The organism is Brevundimonas sp. EU05-FHT14B11, from assembly GCF_058790835.1.
In genome coordinates this window covers 1,108,294-1,127,841 of the sequence record NZ_JBYTCY010000001.1, presented here as the reverse complement: position 1 = coordinate 1,127,841, position 19,548 = coordinate 1,108,294, and the positions used below count along the sequence as shown (strand labels likewise).

At 68.7% G+C, this 19,548-nt stretch carries 24 protein-coding genes; 4 read left to right on the top strand and 20 right to left on the bottom strand.

The features are described from left to right. The first annotated feature begins 115 nt into the window (after positions 1–115). From AC3WRV_RS05605 to rpoH, 3 genes are all read left to right on the top strand, one after another. Positions 116–1,117 carry an RluA family pseudouridine synthase gene (locus AC3WRV_RS05605; RefSeq protein WP_492312463.1) on the top strand — a complete coding sequence of 334 codons (1,002 nt, stop codon included), beginning with the start codon at positions 116–118 and terminating at the stop codon, positions 1,115–1,117. An 11-nt stretch (positions 1,118–1,128) separates the two neighbouring features. After that, the gene (locus tag AC3WRV_RS05600) at positions 1,129–1,434 is read left to right on the top strand and encodes a GNAT family N-acetyltransferase (protein ID WP_492312462.1); all 306 of its coding nucleotides are present in this window, start codon (positions 1,129–1,131) and stop codon (positions 1,432–1,434) included. Between the two features lie 212 nt (positions 1,435–1,646). Next, a complete protein-coding gene (gene rpoH, locus AC3WRV_RS05595) occupies positions 1,647–2,534 on the top strand; it encodes an RNA polymerase sigma factor RpoH (protein WP_291833096.1) in 888 nt (295 codons plus the stop codon). Positions 2,535–2,602: 68 nt separating this feature from the next. Here rpoH and AC3WRV_RS05590 read toward each other — a convergent pair whose 3' ends face one another. The 16 genes from AC3WRV_RS05590 to AC3WRV_RS05515 all read right to left on the bottom strand — a co-directional run bounded on the left by AC3WRV_RS05590 (position 2,603) and on the right by AC3WRV_RS05515 (position 16,156). Continuing rightward, positions 2,603–3,409, bottom strand: coding sequence for a response regulator (locus AC3WRV_RS05590; RefSeq protein ID WP_291833092.1), 807 nt, complete (start codon positions 3,407–3,409; stop codon positions 2,603–2,605). 73 nt (positions 3,410–3,482) lie between these two features. Continuing rightward, positions 3,483–4,778: an adenylosuccinate synthase gene (locus AC3WRV_RS05585; RefSeq protein WP_492312461.1), complete on the bottom strand. Its 1,296-nt coding sequence runs from the start codon at positions 4,776–4,778 to the stop codon at positions 3,483–3,485. Between the two features lie 72 nt (positions 4,779–4,850). After that, a complete protein-coding gene (locus AC3WRV_RS05580; protein WP_492312460.1) occupies positions 4,851–6,014 on the bottom strand; it encodes a phosphoserine transaminase in 1,164 nt (387 codons plus the stop codon). Between the two features lie 7 nt (positions 6,015–6,021). Further along, on the bottom strand, positions 6,022–6,939 hold the full coding sequence (locus AC3WRV_RS05575) for a J domain-containing protein (protein ID WP_291833083.1): 918 nt from the start codon (positions 6,937–6,939) through the stop codon (positions 6,022–6,024). Positions 6,940–7,029: 90 nt separating this feature from the next. Then, positions 7,030–10,734, bottom strand: a complete 3,705-nt coding sequence (locus AC3WRV_RS05570) for a baseplate multidomain protein megatron (RefSeq protein ID WP_492312459.1) — start codon at positions 10,732–10,734, stop codon at positions 7,030–7,032. A 5-nt stretch (positions 10,735–10,739) separates the two neighbouring features. Continuing rightward, a complete protein-coding gene (locus AC3WRV_RS05565) occupies positions 10,740–11,183 on the bottom strand; it encodes an NlpC/P60 family protein (RefSeq protein WP_492312458.1) in 444 nt (147 codons plus the stop codon). An 8-nt stretch (positions 11,184–11,191) separates the two neighbouring features. After that, positions 11,192–11,842 carry a phage/gene transfer agent baseplate hub protein gene (locus AC3WRV_RS05560; protein WP_492312457.1) on the bottom strand — a complete coding sequence of 217 codons (651 nt, stop codon included), beginning with the start codon at positions 11,840–11,842 and terminating at the stop codon, positions 11,192–11,194. A gap of 3 nt (positions 11,843–11,845) precedes the next feature. Further along, positions 11,846–12,469, bottom strand: a complete 624-nt coding sequence (locus AC3WRV_RS05555; protein ID WP_492312456.1) for a phage distal tail protein, Rcc01695 family — start codon at positions 12,467–12,469, stop codon at positions 11,846–11,848. Continuing rightward, complete coding sequence (locus AC3WRV_RS05550; RefSeq protein WP_492312455.1) at positions 12,469–12,996, bottom strand: phage tail tape measure protein; 528 nt, start codon at positions 12,994–12,996, stop codon at positions 12,469–12,471. Before AC3WRV_RS05550 ends, AC3WRV_RS05555 begins: the two co-directional genes overlap by 1 nt. Beyond that, the gene (locus AC3WRV_RS05545; RefSeq protein WP_492312722.1) at positions 12,989–13,144 is read right to left on the bottom strand and encodes a phage tail assembly chaperone; all 156 of its coding nucleotides are present in this window, start codon (positions 13,142–13,144) and stop codon (positions 12,989–12,991) included. Before AC3WRV_RS05545 ends, AC3WRV_RS05550 begins: the two co-directional genes overlap by 8 nt. Positions 13,145–13,161: 17 nt before the next feature. After that, positions 13,162–13,449: a GTA-gp10 family protein gene (locus AC3WRV_RS05540; RefSeq protein ID WP_492312454.1), complete on the bottom strand. Its 288-nt coding sequence runs from the start codon at positions 13,447–13,449 to the stop codon at positions 13,162–13,164. After that, a complete protein-coding gene (locus AC3WRV_RS05535) occupies positions 13,449–13,859 on the bottom strand; it encodes a phage major tail protein, TP901-1 family (protein WP_492312453.1) in 411 nt (136 codons plus the stop codon). The genes AC3WRV_RS05540 and AC3WRV_RS05535 overlap by 1 nt, the downstream gene beginning before the upstream one ends. 17 nt (positions 13,860–13,876) lie before the next feature. Continuing rightward, positions 13,877–14,275 carry a DUF3168 domain-containing protein gene (locus AC3WRV_RS05530; protein ID WP_492312452.1) on the bottom strand — a complete coding sequence of 133 codons (399 nt, stop codon included), beginning with the start codon at positions 14,273–14,275 and terminating at the stop codon, positions 13,877–13,879. Next, on the bottom strand, positions 14,272–14,565 hold the full coding sequence (locus AC3WRV_RS05525; protein WP_492312451.1) for a phage head-tail adapter protein: 294 nt from the start codon (positions 14,563–14,565) through the stop codon (positions 14,272–14,274). The genes AC3WRV_RS05530 and AC3WRV_RS05525 overlap by 4 nt, the downstream gene beginning before the upstream one ends. An 11-nt stretch (positions 14,566–14,576) precedes the next feature. After that, positions 14,577–14,843, bottom strand: a complete 267-nt coding sequence (locus AC3WRV_RS05520; protein WP_291833056.1) for a head-tail connector protein — start codon at positions 14,841–14,843, stop codon at positions 14,577–14,579. 89 nt (positions 14,844–14,932) lie between these two features. Further along, positions 14,933–16,156 (bottom strand): phage major capsid protein, encoded by a 1,224-nt coding sequence (locus AC3WRV_RS05515; protein WP_291833053.1) that lies wholly within the window; start codon positions 16,154–16,156, stop codon positions 14,933–14,935. Positions 16,157–16,265: 109 nt separating this feature from the next. Between AC3WRV_RS05515 and AC3WRV_RS05510 the strand changes: the two genes are divergently transcribed. Continuing rightward, complete coding sequence (locus AC3WRV_RS05510) at positions 16,266–17,057, top strand: hypothetical protein (protein WP_492312450.1); 792 nt, start codon at positions 16,266–16,268, stop codon at positions 17,055–17,057. Here AC3WRV_RS05510 and AC3WRV_RS05505 read toward each other — a convergent pair. From AC3WRV_RS05505 to AC3WRV_RS05490, 4 genes are all read right to left on the bottom strand, one after another. After that, on the bottom strand, positions 17,041–17,487 hold the full coding sequence (locus tag AC3WRV_RS05505) for an HK97 family phage prohead protease (protein ID WP_492312449.1): 447 nt from the start codon (positions 17,485–17,487) through the stop codon (positions 17,041–17,043). The genes AC3WRV_RS05510 and AC3WRV_RS05505 overlap by 17 nt on opposite strands. Then, positions 17,484–17,711, bottom strand: a complete 228-nt coding sequence (locus AC3WRV_RS05500; protein WP_492312448.1) for a hypothetical protein — start codon at positions 17,709–17,711, stop codon at positions 17,484–17,486. Before AC3WRV_RS05500 ends, AC3WRV_RS05505 begins: the two co-directional genes overlap by 4 nt. 2 nt (positions 17,712–17,713) lie before the next feature. After that, entirely contained in the window at positions 17,714–18,874 is a 1,161-nt protein-coding gene (locus AC3WRV_RS05495; RefSeq protein ID WP_492312447.1) for a phage portal protein, read from the bottom strand. Positions 18,875–19,045: 171 nt separating this feature from the next. Next, the gene (locus tag AC3WRV_RS05490) at positions 19,046–19,513 is read right to left on the bottom strand and encodes a YcgN family cysteine cluster protein (RefSeq protein ID WP_492312446.1); all 468 of its coding nucleotides are present in this window, start codon (positions 19,511–19,513) and stop codon (positions 19,046–19,048) included. Between the last annotated feature and the right edge of the window lie 35 nt (positions 19,514–19,548).

Here is a 19,548-nt window from a genome sequence, read left to right as displayed (position 1 = left end):
CCGGAAGAGGGTCGGAGGGTAACTTACGGTTAAGCTTTGACCAAGCCCCCGTTTGACGCCGCCGGTCCAGAGCATGCTAGACGGACGGAACCGCCGTCCGGCGGCGGAGCGCCTGGTGTCCGACGAACCCCTGCTGACGGAAGACGACGAGACGACGGTGCTGGAGGCCCGCATCGAGACGCCGGGCGTGCGTCTGGACAAGGCGCTGGCGGATGTCTTCCCCACCCTTTCGCGCGCCCGTCTGCAGGCGCTGCTGGCCGAGGGCGCGGTCAGCTTCGAGGGCGAAACTCTCACCAGCGGCTCGGCCAAGGCGCGGGCGGGTCAGTACGTCGTCATCCTGCCGCCCGTGGCGCCGGCCACTCCGCAGCCCGAGGCCATTCCGCTGACCGTGCTCTACGAGGACGCGGACCTCATCGTCATCGACAAGCCGGCGGGCATGGCCGCCCATCCGGCGCCGGGCAGCGAGACCGGCACGCTGGTCAACGCCCTGCTGGCCCACTGCGGCGACAGCCTGTCCGGGATCGGCGGCGTGGCCCGGCCGGGGATCGTCCACCGGCTGGACAAGGACACCTCGGGCGTGATGGTCGCGGCCAAGACCGACCGGGCGCATGCGGGCCTCTCGGCCCTGTTCGCGACGCACGATATCGAACGCACCTACATCGCTCTGACGCGCGGCGCGCCCAGTCCGGAAAGGGGCCGGATCGAGACCCTGATCGGCCGCTCGTCGTCGGACCGCAAGAAGATGGCCGTGCTACGCTCCGGCGGCCGCAACGCCATCACCGACTATGTGGTCCAGCGCACCTTCGGCGAGCCCGTCCGTGCGGGCGGCGCGCCCCTGTCCGCCCGGGTCGCCTGCACCCTGCATACGGGCCGCACCCATCAGATCCGCGTGCATCTGGCCTCGAAAGGCTCTCCCATCCTAGGTGACGCGACCTACGGCTCCGGCAGCCCGGCGGCGCCCGTTCGGGCGACCATCGCCGAGGCCGGGCTGACACGACAAGCCCTGCACGCCGCCGTCCTGGGGTTCGTCCATCCAGTGACGGGCGAAACCCTGCGGTTCGAAACCCCTCCCCCTCCTGACATGCAGCGGCTCGAGGCCCTGCTGTCAGAGCTTTGAAGGACACTCCCATGGCCGACTCAGACATCCGCGATAACGCCGACGCCAAACGCTACGAACTGCCGGTCGAGGGCGAGATCGCCGTGGTGACCTACAACCTGTCGCCGCCCAACCTGATGATCACCGAGACCCTGGTGCCCGTGAAGCTGGAGGGCCGCGGCATCGCCAGCCGCCTGGCCAAGTACGTGATCGAGGACGCCCGCGCGCGCGGCCTTCTGATCCTGCCCGTCTGTCCGTTCTTCTCGGCCTATTTCCAGAAGCACCCGGAACACGCGGACGTCGTTCACCCGACCTACCGCCAGATTCTGGGCCTCTGAATAGTCAGTCTTGATTAAGGACGGACTATCGGTTATAAGCTCCCTCGACTGGCGTAGTGGCGCCCGGGCAACGGTCACGCTTTCGTGTGACGATCCGCCTCTGACAAAGACGGAAACCCGTCCCTACTTCATCAGTTGAGGGGTGAGGCGGCGGCGCACATTCGGTGGCCGTTTCCGATGGACCCGCTCATAGTTTCGGTCGGAGGGACCACATGGCTGTCGCTAAATCTCTCGCGGTAATGTCGCCTGAACAGGGGCTGTCGCGCTATCTCACGGAAATCCGTAAGTTTCCGATGCTGGCCAAGGACGAAGAGTTCATGCTGGCCAAGCGCTGGACCGAGCATCAGGACCCCGAAGCCGCCCACCGCCTCGTAACCTCGCATCTTCGTCTCGTGGCAAAGATCGCCATGGGGTATCGCGGCTACGGCCTGCCGATCGGCGAAGTGATCTCCGAGGGCAACGTCGGCCTGATGCAGGCCGTCAAGAAATTCGATCCGGACAAGGGCTTCCGCCTGGCGACCTACGCCATGTGGTGGATCCGCGCCTCGATCCAGGAATACATCCTGCGCAGCTGGTCGCTCGTGAAGATGGGCACCACCGCGGCGCAGAAGAAGCTCTTCTTCAACCTGCGCAAGGCCAAGAGCCAGATCTCGGCCTTCGAGGAAGGCGACCTGCGCCCTGAGCACGTCGAGGCCATCGCCACCAAGCTGGGCGTGACCAACGAGGACGTCATCAGCATGAACCGCCGTCTCGGCGGCGACGCCTCGCTGAACGCACCGCTCCGCGCCGACGGCGAGAGCGAATGGCAGGACTGGCTGGCCGACGACACCGCCGTTTCGCAGGAGACGGCGCTGGCCGAGAGCGAGGAAAAGTCGCTCCGCATGGGCCTTCTGCAGGAAGCCATGCAGGAGTTGACCGACCGCGAGAAGCACATCCTGACCGAACGTCGCCTGAAGGACGATCCGGTCACGCTGGAAGAACTCGCCGGCCAGTACGGCGTCAGCCGCGAGCGCGTGCGCCAGATCGAGGTGCGGGCGTTCGAGAAGCTGCAGAAGGCCATGCGCGCCGCCGCTGAAGAGCGGAACCTGGTCAACGCATAAGGTCGCTCACGCAGCGAGCTGCGTCGCGAGCGTTAGCGCCAAAGGAAAGAAACGAAGGCGGGCTGTTTTCAGCCCGCCTTTTTCATGGGCTGGGCCTGATGCATGGCCAGCAGAGCGCCGATGGGGGCTGACAACGTTTCCTTGGTGCCAGGCCCCGAGGCCAGGCTGACTTCCAGCGCGCCGACGGCGACCACCAACCGTGTGTCCGAAACCTTCATCGCGATGGTCTTCAGCGTCGCGGCCTGTTCGCGGATCGCGCGGACGGCCTGCATCGGATCGTGATCGAACTGGTCCAGGGCCGAGGCCAGGATGCGCATGGCCTGGTCCTTGGCGGCCTCAACGGCGGCGGCGCCGCTGGCGGCGCGGTCCCCCCTGCGCTTGGCCGGACCGGTGTATTCGCCCGAGTTGAAGCGGCGGCGGTCAGGACCGACGTAGCCGACGGCCTCGATCCAGTCGCGCGGCTTCAGGGCCACGTTCTCGACCCGTTTGAACAGATCGCCGCTGGTGAAGGGCTTGCGCAGGAATTCGTGCACGCCGGCGTCGCGAGCGCCGAGGATGGTCGTGGCCGTGGCCTCGGCCGTCACCATGATGATGGGCGCGCGCCGACAGTCCATATCGGAGCGGCGGATGCGGCGAGACAGGCTTTCACCGGCCAGGCCCGGGCCGGTGCGTTCGGTGAAGACGATCCCAGGTTCCAGCGCAGCGGCGGCCTTCATCGCCCGCTCTTCATCGACCTCGATGATGATGTCGCGGGCGCCGAGCGCCTTGACGATGTCGTTGAGCAGACGCGCGGCGTGAGGGTTCGGATCCACGATCAGGACCCGCTTCGTCACCGGTTCGATCCGGGCCAGGATACGACGATCAATTGCGAACACGCACGAACCTCCCTCAGGTCCGCCACCCTATGACCGCGTGGGGTTAAATTGCCTTGAACGCTGGCGTTCCGGCTTAACCGAGGAAGGGATCGCGCATCATGATGGTGTCGTCCCGCTCGGGGCTGGTCGACAGCAGGGCCACGGGCGCCCCGATCAACTCCTCGATCCGGCGCACGTATTTCAGCGCGTGGGCGTTCAGGTCCTTGAACGTCCGCACGCCGCCCGTGCTCTCGGTCCAGCCTTCCAGCTCCTCGAACACAGGCTCGGCCGACGCCTGATCCTTCAGGCTGGACGGCAGGTAGTCCAGCACCTCGCCGTTGATGCGGTAGCCGACGCAGATCTTCAGCGTCTTCAGACCGTCCAGCACATCGAGTTTCGTCAGCGCGATGCCGTCGATGCCGTTGATCGCCACCGATTGGCGAACCAGCACGGCGTCGAACCAGCCGCAGCGACGCGCACGGCCGGTGTTCACGCCGACCTCGCGGCCTACGACCGCCAGATGTTCTCCGACTTCGTCGTTCAGCTCACAGGCGAACGGGCCTTCGCCGACGCGGGTCGTATAAGCCTTCACGATGCCCAGCACATAGCCGACGCCGCGCGGCCCGATGCCCGCCCCCGCCGCCGCCTGTCCGGCCACCGTGTTGGAGCTGGTGACATAGGGATAGGTGCCGTGGTCCACGTCCAGGAAGGCGCCCTGCGCGCCCTCGAACAGCACGCGCTTGCCGTCCTTCTTGGCCTGATCCAGCACCCGCCAGGCCGGTTTCACGTAAGGAAGGATCTTCGGCGCGATCTCGAGCAGTTGCGCCAGCAGGGCCGCCGGATCGATCGGCTCCAGCCCCAGGCCCGCGCGCAGCGGATCGTGGTGCGAGCGCAGGCGGTCGATCTTGACCTTCAGGTCTTCCTCGTTGGCCAAGTCGCAGACACGGATGGCGCGGCGGCCGACCTTGTCCTCATAGGCCGGGCCGATGCCGCGGCCGGTCGTGCCGATCTTGGCGCCCGGCGCGCTGGCGGCGGCTTCGCGCGCCACGTCCAGCGCCGGATGGATCGGCAGGATCAGGCAGGCGTTGTCCGCGATCGTCAGGATGTCGGGGGTGATGGCGACGCCCTGGGCCTGGATCTTCTCGATCTCGCCGACCAGGTGCCATGGATCGACCACCACGCCGTTGCCGATGATCGAGGGCTTGCCCTGCACCACGCCTGACGGCAGCAGCGCCAGCTTGTAGACCTTGCCGTCGACGACCAGCGTGTGGCCCGCGTTGTGACCGCCCTGGAACCGCACGACCATATCGGCCCGGTTCGACAGCCAGTCGACGATCTTGCCCTTGCCCTCGTCGCCCCACTGGGCGCCGACCACTGCGACGTTCGCCAAGGTTCACTCTCCGCTTGTCCGGTATCCGGAATGCGGGCGCAGCCTATAACCGGGGAATCGCCGGGTGTCCCGTCAGTCGGCGGAATAATCCGCCATCGCCGTCGCGAACGCCCAGTCCAGCCACGGCGTCAGGGCCTCGATGTCGTCGGCGTCGACCGTACAGCCGCACCACACACGCAGTCCGGCAGGCGCGTTGCGGTGGCCTTCGATGTCGAACGCTGCGCCGTCATCCTCGACCAGCGCCTTCATGCGGATGACCAGATCGCGGCGCGCATCGTCGTCCATGGCCCTAACGCGTGGATCGACGATGTTCAGGCAGACGGAGGTGGTCGAGCGGATGTCAGCGGTTTCGGCCAGATATTCGACCCACGGCGTGCGCGACACCCATTTGTCCAGCGCCGCCGCATTGGCGTCCGTCCGGGCGATCAGGGCGTCCAGACCGCCGACCGACAGCCCCCATTCGACCCCATCGATCCAGTCTTCCAACGTCCAGACCGAAAAGGTGTTCAGCATCGAGCCGGTCGCCAGAAGCCGGTCGAAGCCCTTGTCATCGCGCAGCCGCAGCACCTTGGGCACCGGCCGTGGCGGCTCGTAGCGGTCCAGCCGCTCCACCGCCCAGGGCGACAACGCGGCCACGCCCAGTCCCGCCTCGCCGCCCAGCGCTTTCTGGAAGCTGAAGGTCACCACATCCAGCTTGTCCCACGGCAAGGGCATGGCGAAGGCGGCCGAGGTGGCGTCGCAGATCACGATTCCCTCGCGATCCGCGGCGATCCAGTCGGCCCCCGGTGCCTTCACGCCCGAGGTCGTGCCGTTCCAGGGGAAGATCAGATCCTTCGTCGGATCGACCTTCGACACATCAGGGAACTGACCCCACGGCGCCGAGAGCACCTCGGGTTCCAGCTTCAGGTGGGTCTTCGCATCGGTCGCCCAGACCTTGCCGAAATTCTCGAACGCCAGGACCTGTACGGGACGCTCGCCCAGCATCGACCACATGGCCGCCTCGACGGCGCCGGTGTCGGAACCGGGCACATAGACCAGAGCCCAGTCCGCCGGGACCTGCAGCAGGTCGCGGGTCAGCTTCAGTCCGTGGGCGAACCGCGCCACCACCTCGGGCGCGCGAATGCCGCGGCCCAGCAGGTCATGCGACAAGGCCTGCGACGACCATCCGGGTCGTTTCGCCGTCGGCCCGGAGGAGAACCACGGGCGGGCCGGTTTGATATTGGGTTTGCTGGCCATCGCCGCCCTAGTCCCGGAACGGCCGGATCGGCCCCTCGTCCCGCGCCTTCTGCGCCAGCTTGGTCAGCGCCATGTCGTCTTCAGGCAGGACGATCATCAGCTTGGCCAGCAGGTCGCCGCGCTTGCCGTTGGCGTAGGCGCCCCGCCCCTTCAGGCGCAGCACCTTGCCCGAACTGGAGCCGGCCGGGATGGTCATGCTGACCGTGCCCTCCGGCGTCCGGACCGGAACCTTGCCCCCCAGCACCGCATCGTACAGCGGCACCGGCTGATCCATGGTCAGGTCAGCCCCGTCACGCGTGAAGATCGGGTGCGGCATCAGCTTCAGTTCGATGAGGGCGTCGCCGTTCTCGGCGCCGCGGCCGGGCATGCCCTGCCCTTTCAAACGGATCGTCTGGCCGTCGCCTGCCCCCTTGGGAATGGCCACGTCCAACGTGCGCCCGTCCGAGAACTGGATCCGCCGGGTTGCACCGGAGATCGAATCCTCAAGGCCGATCTCCAGCGTCGCCCGCACATCCTGGCCCTTGGCCGCGAACCCGCCACCGCGCGTCCCGGGACGGGCTCCGCCGCTGAACATGCCGCCGAAGATTTCATCCAGGTCGATGTTTTCGAAACCACCGCGCTGGCCGCCCTGGCCAAACGGGCTCTGGCCGGGGCCACGCCCGCCGCCCGCCGCACCGCCGCCGTAGCCGCGGAACTGCTCGCGCCCGTCGGCGTCGATCTCGCCGCGGTCGAACTTCGTCCGCTTGTCCTTGTCGCCCAGGATGTCGAAGGCCGCCGTCACGCGCTTGAAGCGCTCGTCGGTGTCCTTGTTGCCGGGGTTTTTGTCGGGATGGAGTTCCTTGGCGAGCTTGCGGAACGCCTTCTTGATCTCGTCCTGGCTCGCGCCCCGGGCCACGCCCAGTTCCTTGTAGGGATCGCCCGCCACGTTCGAGTCCGCTCCTGCGCTGGATGCCGAGCGTTTCAGTTAGGTCATCCGGCGGATTCCGCAAACCACTTCCGTCGTTCATGGACGAATTCAGAGCGTCGTGGTCGCGGTCTCGCCCCAACCATAGCCTTCGCCCCACTGCGCCACCGAGATCATGACGCCTTCGGGTGGCCCTGCCGGGAAATCGGCCCCGACATCCGCCCCCGCGTAGACGACCGCCGCCGTCTCGACCTCGACGCTCCGTACGGGCGCGCCCTCATGGATGACCTGGACCCGGAACCGCGAGGGATCGCTCGCGGCGATTTCACCGTCCCATCGGTCCCCGTCGAGACGGGCGCGAGGCGCCCAGGTCAGGTCATAGTCGCCGTTCGATCGCGCCCGACACCGCAGGTGCGCGGGGCTCCACGGCCGATCATGCAGCCCCCTGGGCGTCCAATGAAGTTCGCTGACGCCTCGCCCGCCCGGCAGGCCGGTCGGTCCCGCACGCCAGAGCAACGGCAGACCGCGCTCCGCCCGGGGCGACAATACCTTCGGCGGAACGGCGTCCAGAAGCACTGCGATAGCTCCGGCTCCGGCGCCCACGCGCATCGCCGCCTCGGTGCCCTGCTGTCCCCTCAGCAGTCCCGAAAGCCGCCACACGTCGTCGCCGAGCAAGTCCGCCTGCCGGAACTGGAGCAACTCCCATCCCGCAGGGGTTTCGACCGCGACCGCATTGGCTCCGGCCAGTACAGCGGCTTCGCTCCGGCTTTCGGGCGCCCGTCCCTCCACCTGAACCGTCAGGACGGAGGTCTCGTCCCAGCGGTGCCGCGGGCCGGACGACAGGGGCGCTGTCAGGACGCCCACCGTCGCGGGCCGGTCGACATCCGTGCGCAAGGTCAGGGCGTCGGTCGACGTCCCCGCCCGAACCTGCATCGGCCGCCAAGGCTCCGCCGCCACCACCGCGAGCGGCCCTACGGCGTCTTCCACGCCCGGTAAGGGCGGCAGCTCAAGCATGCGGAAGAAGGGCGCACCGACCACAGCGCCGTCATCGGGACGGCCAGGGACGGTCATGTCATCGCCAGGGTGAACCGATCGGACCGGTTCCAGCGTCGCCGAGGCGGCCTCGGAGACATCAAGGCCGCTCACGCGCCACAGCCCGCTCCATCCGTCGATGGCGACGACATCGCCGGGCTCCAGCCGCAGGGCCTCGACCGGGCCGAGCGTCACCTTCAGGCGCCCGCCCTCGCCGGCGATCAGGGCGCGTTCCGCGGCCGCTTGCGCCAGCGCCGGCCCGCACACCGCGGGCAAGTCCAGATCGACGTCCCCGCCGTCCCCGGCCGTGCGCGCCAGAACCGAACCGATCTGATAGTCCCGCGCCCCGTCGATGAAGCGCACCCGCGCGATCGCCGGGCGCGGCTCCAGGCTCCGCTCCACGCCGACCGCAGCTCCCTCGTCCGGCAAGGCGAAGGCCTCAACCTGAAGGTTCGCCGTCACCGGTTCATCGCCGATCACGGCGATGCGCCCGCCCCGTTCGACCATGCGCATCCCGAGCCCCGCCAGCAGAGGTTCAAGCGCGTCGCGGACCCGCATCGGGCGATCGACGACGTATCCATCCATCTGCCCCGTCACCGCGCCGATCTCGAACGTGTCCAGCCCGCCTCGTTCCAGAAGCGCGTGGATCAGGTCCCGCGTCTCGCCGTGCAGACGGCCATTCAGCCAATGGCCGCAGCGCCAGCCCGACGCATCGGCCCAGATGTCGTCTCGACCGGGAAAGGCCGGCCATGGTCGGGCGTCCCAGCACCAGGCGTCGGCGGCCTCAAGCATCGGTCCGCCGTAGATGGGCGATAGCGGATTATTCTCCGCGAAATGACTCAGCACCGCCTCCAGCGCGCGCCGCTGCATCCGGTCGTCCCGCGCTCCGGTCGAGAACGGCGGCAGGGCGCTCTCTGCGCTCTTCGGGTCCTGAAACAGGTTCGGTGCATTGCCGCCCCGATCCACTGCCGCACAGCCGAACTCCGCCAGCCGTACCGGCTTCATGCCGGGCAGCCAGGCTGTCGGAGACGCATTGCGCGCCCCGCTGGTCCGCTCATGATGCGGATGGCTCCACCAGCCGACCAGGTCCTTGGCCCGGAACACCCAGTCCTCACCCGTCAGACCGTCGGTGATCGGAGTCCGCATCTGCGCAGCGCGATCGGCGTCGTCGCGGTAGAACCAGTCAAAGCCCTCGCCGCCCGCGACCTGGGCCGCCAGATAGGCAGGATCATCCGGACCTTTGTGGTTCGCCGCATCCAGCCCGCCATCCCTGTCGCGCCAATCGCCCAGCGGCGGATACCAGTCGATGCCGACGTAATCGATGTTCGGATCGGCCCACAGCGGGTCAAGGTGAAACCGCACGTCTCCGCCATCGCGCGGGCCGGCGTACTCCGACCAGTCGGCGGCGTAGGACAACTTGACGTCCGCGCCCACTACGGCCCTGCATTCGGCGGCCAGATCGCGGAATGCGCCGACCGCCGGGAAGCCGCCGGGGACGTCGCGCGTCGTCGTCAGCCCGCGCATCTCCGAGCCGATCAGCAATCCGTCGGCGCCGGTCTCCACCGCCAGAGCCGCATAGTGCAGCGCCAGACGCCTGAGCCCCCAGCCGTCTTCGGCGCCGAACACCTCAGCCACATCATCCGCCGCAGCCGCACCGTCACGCCCTTTCAGACGCCCTCGCCACGGATAGGCCGCCTGCGCCGATCCGCCATACGGATCGGGCAAGGCGTTGTCCGCCGGAATGTCCATGAAGACAAAGGGGTACAATGTCACTTCCAGCTCCCGGGCCTTCAGTTCCGCCACGGCCTGTCGCACGCAGTCATCGGAAGGCGTGCCGCCATAGGCCGGGCCGCCGCTCGCGACCGAGATCAGGTGCGCGTCCTGTCGTTCCAACCCGGCCACCGACCAGGACAGGGGCTCGGTCGCCTTCCCGACGCGTTCGACGCCGGGCCGGATCCGGCAATGCTCCGCGCGCAGGTCGTCACCGAACCAGCCGAGCACCAGGCTGACTCGCTTGAGATTCGGCAGTTGCGCCTGGAGCTGATCCAGCGAAGCCGTCAGATCGGCGCGCCCGTCGCCATGGACGTTTTCCGGCGTCGTCCGCGTCAGCCCTTCGCGCCGCAGAACCGCTTCGGTCGCCAGCACGAACTCCCCAGCGCCTGGGATCAGGCAGACGCCCTCGAGCCGGTCCTCGAGTCGCGCCTCCACGCCCCGCGGCCGCCTGAAAACTTCGAAGGCCAGCTGCGGAATCCGGTTGCCGAACGGCCCCAGAGGCAAGTCCTCGAACACCACATAGGCTGTCCCGCGATAGGCGGGCGCCGCGCCTTCAACCGCCTCGATCAGGGGATCCGGCGCCTGGGTCTCGCCGCCCCGATGCACCCTGAAGACGACCCCGGACAGATCCATCGGCTGGCCATCGGCCCAGATCCTTCCGACGCCGTCGATCTCGCCTTCGCACAGCGCCACCGCGAAGCTCAGGGAGTAGCCGTACTCCACTGTGCGCGGCCCTCCCTTTCCGGCCGACGACGTGTGGCGGTTCTCCAGGAAGCGTGCGGCCCATATGAGCTGTCCGACCGCGCGGGCACGTCCCAGAATGCAGGCCATCGGAGCGCCTTCCGAAGTGCTCTGCAGCTTCAGGCCTTCCAGCCTCGGCCCGCGTTGCCGGGCCGGCTGCAGGCCCGCGACGACCGCCTGATCGATACCGCGGCCGATGAAATTACCCAGCATCGCGCCCGGCGCGCCGCCCAGGGCCTGCCCAACGCCGCCCAGCACCACCTGCGCCATCTTCTCTATTCTCCGTCTGTTTCCAGGACCCGGGGCGCGGGCCAGGCAAAAGCCGCGACCAGCCGCCGGCGCCACCACCGCCCCATCCAGCTCTCCACCACCGCCCGCCCCCAATAGGCGTGGATCATCCGCCCCTCGCCGGCCTCATCGCTCAGAATGGCGCAGTGCTTGGCCGGCACACCCGCCGCCATGCGAAACAGCAACACGTCTCCCGCCTGCGCTCTCGCCACCGGAATTTCGACCAGCCATCGCCGCGCCGCAGCCCACAACAGCTCTTCACCGCCCGCTTCCGCCCAGTCGGGCCCGTAGGCGAGGGCCGCCTCCGGTTCCACGCCCACGACCTCGCGCCACACCCCGCGCACCAGCCCCAGGCAATCCGCCCCCTGCATCTTCATACTGGCCTGATGTCGATAGGGTGTTCCCAGCCAACTCCGGGCCGCCGCCAGCACCCGCGCCCTCACCGGCGGCTCCCGCCGTCGTTCCGACCACCCTCCACGGGAGATGCAGCGAGAAAATCGTCGCCCGGGATGTCGGGAAAGCCCCGGAAATTGGCCCCGTTTCCGAACACGCCTACGCAGGTCGCCCAGCGCCGGTCGCAGGTCAGGCCCGGAAAGGCGGCGCGCACCACGCCGCACCGACTGTCGCCCAGTTCGGCCTCGCAGCCCCGGCCGAAGGTCCGGCCGACCACCCGATCCAGCGCCGCGAACGGCCCTTCCAGCTCTCCCGTAAAGGCCTCACCCTCCCGCCGCACCCGGGCCAGCCGTCCGCACCAAAGCCGCACCCTGAGTTCGGGCCTGGCCCAATCCACCCGCCACAGATCGATGCTCGCACGGTCGTACAGACCGGCGTTCAGATCCTCCGCGCGGATCATCGCGTCATCCAGAACACCTGCCACTGAGACCGTCCCGACGCGATTCACCGCGCTCTCCATTACCCCGGCCGTCCAGCCGCTGGCCGCGCGGCAGATCACGCCGTCAAGGTCCAGGTCGCGGTCGTGGTCCGTGAAGCCCAATCGCTCGCCGTCCTGCCGCATCAGCAGCCAGACATGGCACAGCGTCGCCGCCCCGCTTTCAATGCGGGCGACCAGCTCGGTCGGTATGTCGCGCATGTCTCAGATCCTGATCTCGATCAGCGGCAAGGCGGCTACCCGGCCGGCGTCGAAACTCTCCAGCGTCACCTCGATCCGATCGGAGTCGAAGCGCACGGGCGTATCGAACTCGAACCCGGCGGTGACCGCCGCTCCGATTGCAGGGGCCGCCGCCAGCGTCACCCGACCCGTCGCCACATCGACCGTGAAGGCCGAGGTCTCCACTCCATTGACGGCCACCCGCACCGATCCGTCGATCGGTTTGGCGATCAGGCGGCTCCAGGCGTCCGGACCCTCGCCGTAGGTCTTGCGCAAGGTAAACATCGTTTGCGCTCCGTCGCCTTGCCCCAGCCTCTGATCCGCCGGACCGACGCTCGCGCCCGGCGCACAGGATTTGAAGTCCGAGAAGTCCCGAAACCGGAAGCCGTACAACCGCCCCCGCCGCGCTTCGAAGAAGGCTGTCAGCGTCGCCATGTCGTCCAGCGATCGCAGGTTGGCCCCGATCAGATAACGCCTTCGGCCGGCCGCCCATGGCGTCGATCGCCGCTCGTGGCCCGACCCCAGCGTCACCACCTCGGTTCGCCGCTCGACCCCGCCCGTCGATCCGAACGCCAGACGGGTGGGCAGTCTCACCTCATGGAAAGACATCAAAGCCTCCTCGCGCCCAAGGCCACCGCTCGAGCTAGCATCTGCGCGATCTGGGCCTCGGAGCGCAGCAAACCCGGGACCCCGCCGCCGAGGGACACATTCACCGTCACCGCGCTCCCCGTCGCCGCTTCGATCGTCCCCGAGCCCATCGGACGAAACACTTCCGGTCCACGCTCGCCGACCAGATAGGCTCCCCCGCCAGAGACGGGTCCGCCATCGGCCCGGCTGCCCGAGAACAGTCCCGACACCGCATTGGCGATGGCGCCCGACAACCCCGACGCCCCTCCGCCGCCCGCGCTGTTGACGACCGTCAGCACAGCGCGCGCCAGTTCGGCGAGCGTGATCTCCCCATCCGCCGCCGCCCTCGCCAATGATCGCGCCAGTCCGTCGGCCGCCTTCCCGAAGGCGTCTTCGACCGCCGCCGCCGCCCGCTCTGCGGGCTCCCGCAGACTTTCCAGGGCCGCGGCCGCTTCCGCGACCCGTCGGGGCGTCTCCTCCAGCCCATCGGGCCTGAACATCTCATTCATCGGGCCATGCCTCCGCCAGTCGTTCGAGCGCATCGCGTCCCATGGGCTCCGGCCCGGAAGGCCGCGCCGTCAGCATCCGCCACTCCCTCAGCGAAAGGCGCCAGAAGACCGCCGGCCGGATCCCCAGGCTCACTGCGGTCCGCAGCATCTCACCCCAGCGGTTGCTCATTCCGCCGCCGCCGTGAACGCCATCGCCACCGCTTCAGCGGCCTCGCGCGGATCGAGCGCCACGACCAGGTCGCCGGCCAGCGCCGTCTCGCCCCCGCCTCTGAGCAAAGCCGTAAGCACCGCCGTCAGATCGCGCGCAGACAACCGGCGCATCCGGTCCGCCAATCCGCCCAACCCTTCCACGCCCAACGCCGTCTCGATCTCCGCCAGCGCACCCAGCGTCAGGCAAAGCGTGCGTTCCTCGCCGGCCAGTCGAACCCTCGCCTCGCCCCGTGCGCCATTCATCACAGGGCCTCGAAGGCGATCTCGCCGGCGCTGGCCAGGCTGATCGCGAAAGTCGCCTCCCCCTCATGCTCCCCGGCGTACTCCAGCGCCGCCACAAGGAACGGTCCCTCCAGCTGCCCGAAGTCCGGCACGATCAGCCGCCAGATCCGCGTCGCCTGGCTGAAGAAGGCCTCGCGGATCAGGGCGTCCGAGGCCGCATCCCGGAACACGCCCTGTCCGTTCACCGCCGCCGACCGCACTCCAGCGCCGGACAGCAGCTCACGCCAACGCCCGGCGCTGTCGCCGTCGGTCGCGTCGACCGTCCGGGCGTTCAGCGCGATGGTCCGCGCCCTCAACCCCGCCACGGTCGTGAAACCGCCGCCCCCGCTTTCGATCTTCAGCAGGATGTCCTTGCCGCGTTGAGCGCTCATGTGAATCTCCGTCCGGTTCAGATTTCTTCGGTCACGGCCCGCACACGCAGGACCGCATAGGTTCGGGGACCGGTGGGCGACCGCCAGACATCGCTGAAGCGCACGCCCAGGCTGACGGTCCGCACCCCGTCCGCCTCCAGCGTCGCATCAGTCAGGCATGCACGGACCGACGCCAGGGCGGCCTTGGCTTCCTCCGCGCCCTGGAAGCGGGACACGATGGTCAACGTCAGCAGATGCTCGATCCCGCCGCCGTCCGCCGCGACCGGCCGGCTTTCGCTGCGGCCGATCAGCAGGTGCGGATAGCTCGGCTCCGGCGGCGGCGCATCCCACATCCGACCGCCCAGCAAGGCCGAGGTCGCCGGATCGTGCTTAAAATGCACGATCAGCGCCTTCTGCAGGGCCAGTTCATGGCTCATCGCGTCCGCTCCAGATGAAGGATGCTCCGGCGGTCGACCGGCTCGCCCGAGACGATCCGCCAGTCTCCTCCGCCGAAGCGCAGCACACGCCCGGCGGTCAGTCGGGAATCCAGCCGGCTCTCGGCCGTCAGGGTCTCAACCGTCGTCAAGGTCCCCGCTTCGCTCCTGTCCCGTCGTCGCGTCGGCCCCGCCCTTAGCCAGGCCGAACCGATCAGCTCATAGGTCAGGCTGCGTCCGCCATAGGGCGTCTCCGCCTCGATGACCTCGAACACCTGGGCCAGCAAAGGCATGCGCGCGGCGATCACAACCGCACCACGCGGTACGGCGCCAGCCAGGCCTCGACCGGCTGGATCGGCATTTCGGTCTCGCCGCGCTCATAGCCGCGCAGCGTCAGCATCAGGATGGCCAGCCGCAATGGAGCAGGCGAGGTGGACGTCAGGATCAGGCCCACGTCGCCCTCGACCCGCGCCCGGGCCGCGTCGATCAATGTCTGGATCAGCCCGTCCTCAGCGCCGTGCTCGACGCGCAGGAACAGCTTCGCCTCGGTGAGGGACACCGGTGCGGTCATATCGACCTCGCTTTGATTGATGGTGGCGAACGCCGGGCGGCGAGTAGCGACTCGCTCGCCACCCGCCGCCAACTCACTCCCTCAGCGGGCTAGGTCGCGCTGAACTTCATCACCTTGATCGCGTCGAAGTCCTGCACCCCGCCGCCGACACGCCGGGTGGTGTAGAACAGCACATAGGGCTTGGCCGAGTACGGGTCCCTCAGCACGCGCACCCCCGCCCGGTCGACGATCAGATAGCCGCGCCGGAAATCGCCGAACGCGATCGCCGCCGCATTGGCCGCGATGTTCGGCATCGTCTCGATCTCGGTGACCGGGTAACCCAGCAGCGAGGCCGTCTCACCCGCCCGCTGCGCCGGCTGCCAGATGTAGTTGCCGTCCGCGTCCTTGAATTTGCGCACCGCCGAGACCGTGCGCCGGTTCATCACGAAGCGGGCGTTGGGCCGGTATTGGGCCTTCGGCGCGTAGATCAGATCGATCAGGCGGTCCGCCGGGCTGGTCGGGGCGAAGGCGCCGGCCGCGCCGGAGGCGACGTAGCCGATCTCGCCCCAGTCCTGATCGGCGTCTGCGACGATCGTGTAGTCCAGGAAGCCACGCGGCTTGTTGCTCCCGTCGCCGTTGACGAAGGCCTGGGTTTCCTGCGCGGTGAAGGCGTCCTCGACCTCCGCGGCCAGCCATTCGTCCAGATCGACCAGAGCGTCGTCCAGCAACGACTGGGTCGCCGCCGGGCAGGCATAGAGGTCGGCCGACGGGAACTCGAGCAGCGCCAGCGTCGCCGGATCGGTCTCGGGCCGCGCCGCCGTCTCCGCTACCCAGCCCGAGCCCACGCCGGCGATGGACACCGGCTTGCGGAAGACGCCTGCTTGCACCGTGCGCACCGTCGAGATCTCGCGCATCGGCGATCCGGCCATCAATCGCCGCTCGATGGCGCGTTCGGTCTGCTCAGGCACGACATAGCCGGCCGAGTTCGACGCCGACGACAGCCCCGCCTTCAGCTCCAGCCCGAATGATGCGCCCGCGCGCAGATAGCCGTCGAAGGCCGCTTTGGCCTCGGGCGCCTCGATCACCTTGGGTTCGGTCCCGAGCGGCGGTCGACGCCCTTCGCTGACCACCCGGTCCAGCCGCGCCTGAGCGCTGGCCACCGCCTGGTCGATACGCGCCACCTTCTCTTCCAGCAGCGTATCGGCCGACGCCTTGCGCTCGATCTCATCCAGCCGCGTGTCGTTGGCGCCTTTGAACGCCTCGAACGCGGCCATCATTTCATGCATGGCGGCGCGCGCCTCCGGCGTGGCCGGGGCCTGTTTGGTCTCTTTCATTCTGTCTCCGGTGTTGAAGAACCGCCGATCGCGGTTAGGGTCGGGACGTGAACCGCCCCGGAACTCTTCGTTTCGCCCGCCTCACGGCCGCGCTCCCGGGCGCCGTCCGATGAGCCGCTACACCCGTCTCGAACGGGCCGTCATGGACGCCTTGGTCCACGACCTCCGCGCGGAGATCCCCGATCTGGCGGGCCAGTTCGAGGAAAGCCGGCCCAGCCAACGCCGCAACTCCGGCTTCGGCCTGTTCACCGAAATGATCGTCGATCGCAGCCGTCCGGCGCCCACCACGGGCCCGACCGGCGACCTCGGTACGGTCCACGTCATGGTCGGTCACCTCCCCGACCCGATCGCCTTCAAGGCCCGCGTCCGCCACGGCGTCCTGCTCGGCCTCCTCGGCGACAGCTACGGCCAGGACACCCGCGCCATCGATTTCGCCACCGTGGCCTTCGATCAGGTCTTCACCGTCGACGCCCGGGGGCAGTCCATTCCCTTCGAGCCGACGCGGCAAATGCCGCCCAGCCCCCTGCTGGACCTGCATCGTCACAACGACCACGATCCCGCCGCCCGGCCGGTCGAACCGCCCCCGCTCGTCAATGTCGGCGCGCTCCAGCGGGTTCAGGAGGTCGATGCGCCCCCGCGCCACCTCCCGGCCTCGGTCCTGACACCCGATCCCACGCCCGAACCCCGGGTTCCCACGGACCAGATGTCTTTGCTGATCGGGCTTTGGGCCCTGATCGGCGTGATCGCCCTCCTGCTCGTCTTCGTCTTCCGCCTGCCCTTCGCCCTGGGCGTCTTCTTCGCCATCGTCGCGGGCCGCGCCGTAAAGCAGCAGACGTTCCTCACGGCCGTCCGCAAGGTGGTCGATGGATGGCAAACCTCTCGGGTTATCGGACCGGACTGAACCGCGCCCCCGGCAGCATGGGAAAGGTCACCAGCGACACCTCCCACAGATCGACTTCCGTCAGCACCCGCAGCGCCCCGTCGCGCCGGGCCCGGACCGCGCGAAAGCCGATGGACAACCCGTCCATCGCCCCGGCCTTCGCCAAGGCCCCGGCGAACCGCGCCTCGGCTGACCAGTCCAGGATCTGTCCACTGACGAACAAGCCTCGATCGTCCTCGACCATCCGGTTCCAGAGCCCGACCACCGCCCGCCCCTCGTGCTGGTGCAGCATTCGCACCCCGCCGGCGCCCGTCCTGGCCAGACAGGCCTCGAACGCCCCCTTCGCCACCACGTCCCGGTTCAGATCCGCCACGCCCCACAGCGAGGCGTAGCCTTCGATGACGACGGCCTCCGGCAGGATGGACGCCGCCCGTTCCACCAACCGGCTCATCGTTGCGTCTCCAGCCGTCGCTCGATCCGATCCATGGCCGCCCGCGTCGCCTCGCCCTGGGCCTCCAGTCGCGCCAGCCGTTCCGCGACCAGCCTCTGTTCGGCGACCTGATCCTCTAGGGTTCCGATCCGCGCCGCCGCGCCGCCCGCCCAGACCAGGCCGCCGATCGTCTGCACCGCCAGCGCGGTGATCAGGGCCACGGGAATTTTTCGCACGCCGTCCATGCTCAAGCCCCCACGCCGGCCATGCGCCGACGCTCCTCGTCGGTCAGGAAGCTCGCCGCCTCCAGTCGCGCCCATAGTGCCTCCCGTTCGGGCTGCAGCGCCGGAACCGCATCCATGTCCGGCTCGATCCGCACGTCCGGAAAGCGACCACCCAGCCAGCCGGTCAACGCCGCCGCCGTCTTGCGCACCAGAGGGGCCACGGTCCCGCGCCAGAAAGCCACATTAGCCTCGCGATAGTTGGCGTAGGTCGCGTCCCCGGGAATCCCCAGCAGTTGCGGCGGAACTCCGAAGGCCAGCGCGATCTCCCGCGCCGCCGCGTGTTTCCCGGCGATGAAATCCATCTCCGCCGGCGTCCAGCTCAGCGGTTTCCAGTCCAGTCCGCCCTCCAGCACCAGTGGCCGGCCGGCGTTCGCCGTGCCGCTGTGCAGGTCGTCGATCTGGGTCTTCAGGGAAACGAACTGCTCGTCGGTCAGCCGCTCGCCGTCCCTCGCCGAAAAGACCAGCGCCCCGGACGGTCGCGCGGAATTGTCCAGCAGCGCCTTGTTCCATTGCCCGGACGCGTTGTGCACGTCGATGGCGAAGGCGGCCGCCTCCAGCGGCGAGAAGCCGTAGTGATCGTCAACCGGGTGGAACAGTTTCAGATGCAGCACCGGCATCCAGCCGTCCGCCGCCCGCGCCAGGGTCACGGACCGTCCGTGCACCGAATACTCATAGGCCTCAGGCCAACCGCTTCGCCCCGGTACGACCTTCATCCGGTCGGGCCGCAGCGACCACAGCTCGTCCGGCGCCACGTCCCCCGCCGCCTCGACATAGGCGTTCCCCGCCGTCTGCAGCGCGCCATAGACCCCTTCCAGCCATTCCACTCCGGACTGCTCGGGATTGGGCCGCGCCAGAAGGTCCGCCAGGGGATGCTCGTCGGCCCGAACGCCGCCCGCGAACACCGCCAGCGGCGTCGCCGCCGCGGCCTCCGAGATCATCCGCACGCACCGGTAGGCCACCGGGTTCTTGGTGAAGCCTTCCGTCGCAAGGCTGGCGTAGTCCCGGGGGGTCCAACGCGCCCGGCCGCCGCCCGCCAACGCGATCAGGGCGCCGACCCGGCTGTCCTTGATCTCGGGCGCGGCGACGCGCCGCCGATCCCCGAAGGGCCGTCGCCAGTTCAGCATGATGATCTCCGTTGGCCCGGAACCGGGGGACGCCGCCTGCCGGTCTTTTCCGTCTTGCCAATAGTATGGGGCGCCAGCGCCCGACCGTTGGAAGATCGCGGACTCTTTCTTACAAGTGGCTGATCTTCCTGCGCTTCTCAGCGCCAGTTCGGACGAAGGTTCGCGACAGCCTCAGACGCCGCGCTCTTCCCGCCACTCGGGGGCCTCGAAGTCCAGCGCGTCTTCGGCCTCTTTCAACGCCAGTTCCGACACGGTCTGCCCGCGCACAGAAACGCCCGCCTCGTGCACCGTCTCGCGGCTGCCCGAGACCAGATGATGCCACGGCGCCAGGGTCCGCCCCTCATGGATGCGGCGATAGGCGCAGGACTTTGGCATCCACTCCAGCGCCTCGATGTTCCAGGGCGTCAGCTTGATGCAGTCCGGCACATGCTCCTTCCGATTGGCGTAGTCGGAGCAGGTGCATCGCACCGGGTCGAACAGCTTGCAGTGCACCCGTGTCGGGATCACCTCGCCGGTGTCCTCGTCCTCGAACCGCACCAGGCAGCACAGACCGCAGCCGTCGCACAGGCTTTCCCACTGTTCGCGGGTCATCTGGTCGAGGGTCTTGGTTTCCCAGAAGGCGGTCATCGGCGGCTCCATACGCCGATCGGGGCCTTGTGTCGCCGGGGCACTTC

Bases quoted from the DNA above. Each gene is read 5' to 3' on its own strand.
- AC3WRV_RS05600 (WP_492312462.1), top strand. From the start codon at position 1,129: ATGGCCGACTCAGACATCCGCGATAACGCCGACGCCAAACGCTACGAA.
- rpoH (WP_291833096.1), top strand. From the start codon at position 1,647: ATGGCTGTCGCTAAATCTCTCGCGGTAATGTCGCCTGAACAGGGGCTG.
- AC3WRV_RS05580 (WP_492312460.1), bottom strand. From the start codon at position 6,014: ATGGCCAGCAAACCCAATATCAAACCGGCCCGCCCGTGGTTCTCCTCC.
- AC3WRV_RS05570 (WP_492312459.1), bottom strand. From the start codon at position 10,734: ATGGCGCAGGTGGTGCTGGGCGGCGTTGGGCAGGCCCTGGGCGGCGCG.
- AC3WRV_RS05560 (WP_492312457.1), bottom strand. From the start codon at position 11,842: ATGCGCGACATACCGACCGAGCTGGTCGCCCGCATTGAAAGCGGGGCG.
- AC3WRV_RS05555 (WP_492312456.1), bottom strand. From the start codon at position 12,469: ATGTCTTTCCATGAGGTGAGACTGCCCACCCGTCTGGCGTTCGGATCG.
- AC3WRV_RS05550 (WP_492312455.1), bottom strand. From the start codon at position 12,996: ATGAATGAGATGTTCAGGCCCGATGGGCTGGAGGAGACGCCCCGACGG.
- AC3WRV_RS05545 (WP_492312722.1), bottom strand. From the start codon at position 13,144: ATGCTGCGGACCGCAGTGAGCCTGGGGATCCGGCCGGCGGTCTTCTGG.
- AC3WRV_RS05540 (WP_492312454.1), bottom strand. From the start codon at position 13,449: ATGAATGGCGCACGGGGCGAGGCGAGGGTTCGACTGGCCGGCGAGGAA.
- AC3WRV_RS05535 (WP_492312453.1), bottom strand. From the start codon at position 13,859: ATGAGCGCTCAACGCGGCAAGGACATCCTGCTGAAGATCGAAAGCGGG.
- AC3WRV_RS05530 (WP_492312452.1), bottom strand. From the start codon at position 14,275: ATGAGCCATGAACTGGCCCTGCAGAAGGCGCTGATCGTGCATTTTAAG.
- AC3WRV_RS05525 (WP_492312451.1), bottom strand. From the start codon at position 14,565: ATGCCTTTGCTGGCCCAGGTGTTCGAGGTCATCGAGGCGGAGACGCCC.
- AC3WRV_RS05520 (WP_291833056.1), bottom strand. From the start codon at position 14,843: ATGACCGCACCGGTGTCCCTCACCGAGGCGAAGCTGTTCCTGCGCGTC.
- AC3WRV_RS05515 (WP_291833053.1), bottom strand. From the start codon at position 16,156: ATGAAAGAGACCAAACAGGCCCCGGCCACGCCGGAGGCGCGCGCCGCC.
- AC3WRV_RS05510 (WP_492312450.1), top strand. From the start codon at position 16,266: ATGAGCCGCTACACCCGTCTCGAACGGGCCGTCATGGACGCCTTGGTC.
- AC3WRV_RS05505 (WP_492312449.1), bottom strand. From the start codon at position 17,487: ATGAGCCGGTTGGTGGAACGGGCGGCGTCCATCCTGCCGGAGGCCGTC.
- AC3WRV_RS05500 (WP_492312448.1), bottom strand. From the start codon at position 17,711: ATGGACGGCGTGCGAAAAATTCCCGTGGCCCTGATCACCGCGCTGGCG.
- AC3WRV_RS05495 (WP_492312447.1), bottom strand. From the start codon at position 18,874: ATGCTGAACTGGCGACGGCCCTTCGGGGATCGGCGGCGCGTCGCCGCG.
- AC3WRV_RS05490 (WP_492312446.1), bottom strand. From the start codon at position 19,513: ATGGAGCCGCCGATGACCGCCTTCTGGGAAACCAAGACCCTCGACCAG.